3 protein-coding genes are annotated in these 6,787 nt (G+C 64.8%); 1 reads left to right on the top strand and 2 read right to left on the bottom strand.

The window, feature by feature from the left end; translation table 11 throughout:
* Positions 1-1,651 (top strand): ATP-dependent DNA helicase RecQ (locus VFF99_RS19485; protein WP_325020587.1); only part of this gene is annotated, 1,651 nt, incomplete at its 5' end.
* On the opposite strand, the gene VFF99_RS19480 is transcribed toward VFF99_RS19485, so the two are convergent.
* Both VFF99_RS19480 and VFF99_RS19475 read right to left on the bottom strand, forming a co-directional pair.
* On the bottom strand, positions 1,652-4,687 hold the full coding sequence (locus tag VFF99_RS19480; protein ID WP_325020586.1) for an EAL domain-containing protein: 3,036 nt from the start codon (positions 4,685-4,687) through the stop codon (positions 1,652-1,654).
* 218 nt (positions 4,688-4,905) lie between these two features.
* Positions 4,906-6,618, bottom strand: coding sequence for a diguanylate cyclase (locus VFF99_RS19475; protein ID WP_325020585.1), 1,713 nt, complete (start codon positions 6,616-6,618; stop codon positions 4,906-4,908).
* Positions 6,619-6,787: the final 169 nt, after the last annotated feature.

The raw sequence follows: 6,787 nt of genomic DNA, 5'->3' as shown, positions 1-6,787 counted from the left end.
CGACAAGGCCTTGCAGAAGGCGCTGCACGAAACCTTCGGCATCCGCCACCTGCGTCCCGGACAGCATGAGGTCATCGAAAGCGTCCTGCAGGGCAACAACACCCTCGCCATCATGCCCACGGGCGCGGGCAAATCCCTCTGCTATCAGCTCCCCTCGCTGAAGCTGCCCGGCGTGACGCTGGTCGTCTCGCCGCTGATCTCGCTCATGAAGGATCAGGCCGGGAAGCTTGAGACCGCCGGTGTGGCTGCGGCCGAAGTCAACAGCACGCTCAGCACGCGCGAGGAAGAATCGGTGCTCGAGAGCATCAGGCAGGCCGATAACGAATTCATCTTCGCCACGCCGGAACGCCTGTCCGATCCCGATTTCCTTGCCACCGTGCGGCAGAACCGGGTGAGCCTGTTTGTGATCGATGAGGCGCACTGCATTTCGCACTGGGGCCATGACTTCCGTCCGGCCTACCTGCACCTCGGCGCGGCCGTCGAGGCGCTCGGCAATCCGCCTGTGCTGGCGTTGACGGCGACGGCCACGGACGACGTCATCGAAGACATCGGCAAGCAGCTTGGCCTGGCCGATATGCATGTCATAAATACCGGTATCTACCGGTCAAATCTGCACTACCGCGTTGTCACCGCCACTGGCGAGCAGGAAAAGCTCTCGCTCGCGCTGGCACAGGTGCGCCAGGCGCAGGGCCCGGGCATCGTCTACACGGCGACGGTCAAAGCGGTCGAGGAAGTGCATGCCGCACTGAAGGAAGCCGGCGAAAGCGTTACCTTCTATCACGGCCAGCTGTCGGCGAAGCAGCGCAGCCAGAACCAGGACGACTTCATGAACGGCGCAAGCCGCATCATGGTCGCCACCAACGCCTTCGGCATGGGCATCGACAAGCCGGACATCCGCTTCGTCATCCACTACCAGATTCCCGCCAACCTCGAAGCGTATTACCAGGAATCCGGACGGGCCGGCCGTGATGGCGAAGATGCGGACTGCATCCTGCTCTATCACGCCAAGGACAAGCAGGTACAGCAGTTCTTCCTTGCCCGGCGCTACCCTGGGGCAGACGACCTCGGCGTGGTGTACTCGGGGCTGCAGGAATTGCTCGCGGACCGTCGCAACGTTTCCCTCGCGCAGTTGCAGGAGCATCTCGAGCAGGTGTCGGACACACGGCTGCAGGTCGCCCTGAAACTGCTCAAGGATGGCGGCTATCTCGAACAGGACGAGAACCTCGACTTCCACCTCTTGAAGCAGCGCGTCAAGCCGAAAGAGCTGAAAGAGCTCGTGAGCACCTACCGCGACAAGAGCGCGCGCGATCATGAAGCACTGGAGCGCCTGGTGTTCTATGCGCAGACGGGATTCTGCCGCTGGAAGGTACTGCTGGAATATTTCGCCGAACAGGTGACCTGGTCGCACTGCGGCGTCTGCGACAACTGCAGGCAGCCGCCCGAACAGGCGCTCAGTCCGGAGCATCCGCGCCAGCAGCAAGCGCGCCCCGCACCGGCGCGCCAGGCAAGCGCACTGGAAGCGGGGCGCAACGTCAAGGTGCCGAAGTACGGCGAAGGACAGGTCGTAGCCAACGAAGGCGACAAGGTGACCATCCGCTTTCCGGACAGCAGCAAGAGGACCTTCCTGCGCGCCTACGTCGAGCCGGCCTGATCAACAGCGGGTAGCGGCTGCCTGCGCATCCTGACGCAGCAGCTGTTCGAACATTTCCGCCGGCACCGGCTTGCTGAAGTAATACCCCTGCATTTCCTTGCAGCCGTGGTCTTGCAGGTAGCGCAGCTGCTCGTAGGTTTCCACGCCTTCCGCAATGACATGCCGGCGCAGGTTGTGTGCGAGGGAAATGATCGAAGCAACGATGGCTGCGTCGTCCGGGGTCTGCGTGATGTCGCGCACGAAGGACTGGTCGATCTTCAGCGCATCGATCGGCAGGCGCTTGAGATAGGACAGGCTGGAGTGGCCGGTGCCGAAATCGTCGAGCGACAGCAGCACGCCTAGCGCCTTGAGTTCGGCCAGCACGCCGATGGCGCGCTCGACGTCAGTCATCACGAGGCTCTCGGTCAGCTCGAGTTCGAGCTGGTGCGGCGCCAGCCCGGTGTCGTGCAAAGCGCTTGCAATGGCCTGCACCAGGTCGTGCTGGGCGAACTGGCGCGCGGAAAGATTGACCCCCACGCGCAGCTTGCCCAGGCCCACGCGCTGCCATGCAACCGCCTGCGCGCATGCCGTGCGCAGCACCCATTCGCCGATCGGCACGATCAGGCCGGTCTCTTCCGCCAGTCCGATGAAGCGCAGCGGCGGAATCAGGCCCAGCGCCGGATGCAGCCAGCGGATCAACGCCTCCATGCCCACCGTGCGGCCGGTGTCGAGGTCGATCTGCGGCTGGTAGTGCAGCACGAACTCGCCGCGCTCCAGCGCGTTGCGCAAGTCGCCCTCGATGCGCAGGCGCTCGAGCAGGCGTTCGTTCATCGCCGCGGTATAGAACTGGAAGTTGTTGCGCCCGCTTTCCTTGGCGCGATACATCGCGATGTCGGCGTTCTTGATGAGGGTCTCGGGGTCCTCGCCGTCGGCGGGATACGCCGCCACGCCGATGCTGCAGCCGAGGAAGAACTCATGGCCTTCCACTACCAGCGGCTCGGCCACCGCATCCATGATGCGCTGGACGACCGAGGTCGCGAGGCTTTCATCGATGCGCTCGGGAAGCACCAGCACGAATTCGTCGCCGCCCAGGCGGGCCACGGTGTCCGTCTCGCGCACCGCGGCCTGCAGGCGCGCGGCGACAGTCTTGAGAACGGCGTCGCCGGCCTTGTGGCCGAGGCTGTCGTTGACGAACTTGAAGCGGTCGAGGTCGAGGAACAGGACCCACAGCGAATAACAGTAGCGCGCTGCATACGCGATGGCCTGGTTCAGGCGGTCCTGCAGCAGGGCGCGGTTGGGCAGGCCGGTAAGGATGTCGTGCCCGGCGTGGTACTCGAGCTGCCGCGCATACTCGCGCCTCGCCGCTTCGGCGCGCAGCGCCGAGATGCCGTAGGCGAGGTTGTCGGCAAGCTCTTCCGCCACCTTCACCTCGTTCGGGCCGAAGGCGTTCGCCTCATGGGAATAGACGGTCAGCGCGCCGAGGATGGCGTTGCCGGCCTTCAGCGGCACGGACATCGCCGACACGATCCGGAAACGGACCATGAAGTCGCGCCACGGTGAGTGCACCGCGCCTGTCTGCATGTCGTGGACGACCACCGCGCGTCCTTCGCGGATAGCGGTTCCGGTCACGCCCCTGGCCGTCGCCTCCTCGCCCCAGGTCACGTGGCCGACAGTGGACGTCAGCGCACCCTCCTCCATTTCCGCCATCGCGGCGGCACGCACGCGCCTGGCCGCGCCATCCTCGGCGAAACCGACCCATGCGAACGGGAAGCCGCTGATGTCGCGAAAAATACGGCAGACCTCGGAAAGCAGCGCCGTTTCGTCGGTGGCACGCACCAGCGCCTGGTTGCTCGCGCTCAGCACCCGCAGCGCGAGGTCGAGCCGCTTGCGCTCCGAGATGTCGAGCATGATGCCGATAGTGGCATTCTCACCGTCGAGCAGCATCGCCGAGCCGAACACTTCGACATCGAATACCGATCCGTCCTTGCGGCGCGCATGCCGCTCGTAGTGCACCTCGCTGATCTCGCCGCGCAGGCGCTTGCGCACGTTCTCCTCGACGGCCCCGCGCTCGCTGTCCACGACCAGGTCGTAGGCCCGCACCCCGGACGTCATCTCCCCGACCGTGTAGCCGAACATCTGCGCCATCTTCGGATTGACGAAGCGGAAGCCGCCATGCTGGACGATGTAGACCCCGACCACCGAGTTTTCCGCAAAACCGCGGAACATCGACTCCGCCTGCTGCAGGCTCAGACGCTCCTGCTCGATGTGGCCGATCAGCTCGCCGATGCGGCGCGCGGAATCGTTGAAGCGCCAGGCCAGCAGGCCGATCTCGTCATTGGATTGGCATTCGACGCTGACCCGGTAGTTGCCCGCGGCGAGTTCGGCGCTGCGCTGCGCCAGTTCGCGCAGGGGGTGCACGATGCGCCTGCGCACCAGCACGAATACAGCGAGCAGGACCAGCACGTCGAGCAAGAGGAGCGCATACATTTTCATCAGCGCGCGTTCCTGCGCCTGCTGCGCTTCCTGGGTCAGCGAGGCGACCAGTGCCTCTGCGTCGCCGAGCAGGCGGGCCGCGCTCTCGGTGATCTGCCCCGTCGCCCCCTCTATCGCAATACCGCGTCCGGCCAGGGCAGCCTCCACCTGCCCGCGATAGCGTGCCCAGTCCGCCCGGGCGGCATCGAGATGCACGAGATGGGCCGGCTTGAGCATGTCGAGACGGTAGCCGAAGGCCTCCCCGCCGCCTGCCAGGGCATCCAGCGCGGTCTCGAAATCGGCGAGCGCGGCGTCGACCTCCCCCGTCCCCGCCTCGGGAAGCTGGAGCGCCTTGCTCGTCTCGAAGGCGATCTTCTGGGTGAGCATGCGCAGCTTGCCAGCCACGTTGACGGTTTCGGCCACGCCATTGACGTCGTCAAGCATGGAGCGCACCACAACCAGGTTTGCGACGGCAAATACGAGCACGACCGAAAAGACCGCGGCGATCTTCCGGCTGATGGTGGTGCCCGGCGCAGCGGGCGCCATGCCGGGGGGAGACGGATGCGGAACCAGGTCAGCGGGCATAATGTCCCCATTTTCATAATGGTTATTACGCCAGTATGATGGATTTCCCCCGGAAAATAAATTACCTGTCGGAACTAGGCATAAAGGGGGATGAATTGGAAATGCATAGAGAACTGTAGCGTGGGTAGAGCGAAGCGAAACCCGCGATGCGGCCCGCAGATGGATGTTCGCGCGGGTTTCGCTTCGCTCTACCCACGCTACAAGTCACGTCATTCCCGCTAGCGCGCCGCCTTGCGTATGCGCTTGGTGTCGAACATGCGCTTGTCGGCGATCTTCAGCAGCGCATCCACGTCCTCGCCATCCTCGGGGAATAGCGCCCAGCCGATGGAGACGCCGACCGCTGCCTTGCCGTGGTCCAGGAACACCGGCTCCTCGACGATGCGCCGGATTTTCTCCTCCATGGCAACCACGTCGTCCACATCTGTCACACCCTTGAGCAAGACCACGAATTCGTCGCCGCCGTAACGCGCCACGACATCGCTCACGCGCACGGATTCCTTCAGGCGCGCCGCCACGGTGACCAGCATCTTGTCGCCCGCGCCGTGGCCGTAGTGATCGTTGATCTTCTTGAAGTGGTCGAGGTCGATGAAGAGCAAGGCAAAGTTAGGCCGGTCGCCCGTGTTCTGCTCCAGCTGGCGCCGCAGGGAGGCGATCTGGGCGATCAGCGAGGCGCGGTTGAACACGGCGGTCAGCTTGTCGATGCGCAGGTTGTGCTCCATTTCGGAGAAGCTCAGCGCCAGCTGGCCGATCTCGTCGCGCCGGCGGATGTTCAGCGAAGGCAGCGGCTCGCCGTCGCCGATCTTCTTGGCGGCGTCGGTCAGCACGCGAATGTCGCGCAGCACCCGGTTGAGGACGGACAGGCCGAGGATCAGCGCAACCGCGACGCACAGCACCGCGATGCCCATGCCCTGGATGAAACTGCTGGTGACGCCGCCCATGAAGTCGGAGCGCGGCACCGCCACCACCGTGGTCCAGTCGAGGCCGTACTGGCGGCCCGTGATGCTGGCTGCAATGTCCAGCGCACCGGCATCGGTGGCGAATCCGGCGGCCAGCGGCACCGTGGTGTCGGTCACGGCCTTTCTCCATTCGACGACCCTGGCGTAGGCATCGCGGATCAGCGCCGACGGCACCTCGTCGCCCCGCAACCGGGCAGGCACGCCGTCGATCATCCTGAACGGCAGCTCGTCGCCCGAAGTCGCCACGATGTAGCCCTCCGCATCGAGTACGAACGCCACGCCGTTGCCGCTTGCCCTCGTCGCGCGCAGGAAGTCGGTGAGGACCTTGAGGGTCAGGTCGGTGGCGATCACGCCGGCAGCGGCGCGGTCCGGGCCGTACACGGCGCGCGCGAGGGTGAGGGTCGGCTCGCGCGAAGTGAAATCGTTGTACACCGGGGACCAGACCGGCCCGGCCTTGCCCGCGGCGGCCACGTACCAGGGACGCTTGCGCGGATCGTAGTCGTCCGTGCGCAGGACGCGGCCGCGGTCGCCGGGAGTGTGAACGGAATAGACCTGCCGCGCTGTGGCGCCGGGCTCGCGCAGGTAGAGCTCGACAAAATCCTTGTTGACCCGGTTGACCCCGATGAAGCTGCCGTCCGCGCTGCCGAAATACACGTAATTGCTGACCTCCATGAACAGGCCGCTTGCGCTCCATAGACGCTCTTCGAGAGACGCGGGACGCGCATCGAAGGGCCGCGTGCGCGGCAGCATGGCAGGGTCGGGATCGACTGCATTGAGGGCGGTGACGGCGCCGGCCAGGTGCTGCTCGGTGGCGCCGCCGATGCGCAGGGCCATGTCGGTCAATACGCGCCTGGACAAGGTACCGACGGCCTCTTCCCCCGCCTTGTAGGACACCCAGGCGATGGCAGCAGACACGAATAGCACTAGTAGCACGTACGGCAGCACGAGCTGCCGGCGCAGGGAAGAGTTGTTCATGAGCCCTCGGATAACCGAGGCCCGTCGTGGCTCCGGTCACGGTTTATTTGTTCTTATTCACGCCATTATATAGCCATGTGACAACAGATTGCCCAAAGACAACATGCGGCCATGGTCATTCGGACGCCGCTGCCCGTATTGAAATAAACATATCGTCATTGAGATTTAT

Source organism: Noviherbaspirillum sp., assembly GCF_035654295.1.
Lineage (GTDB): Bacteria > Pseudomonadota > Gammaproteobacteria > Burkholderiales > Burkholderiaceae_D > Noviherbaspirillum.
This window is presented reverse-complemented; position numbering and strand designations above follow the sequence as displayed.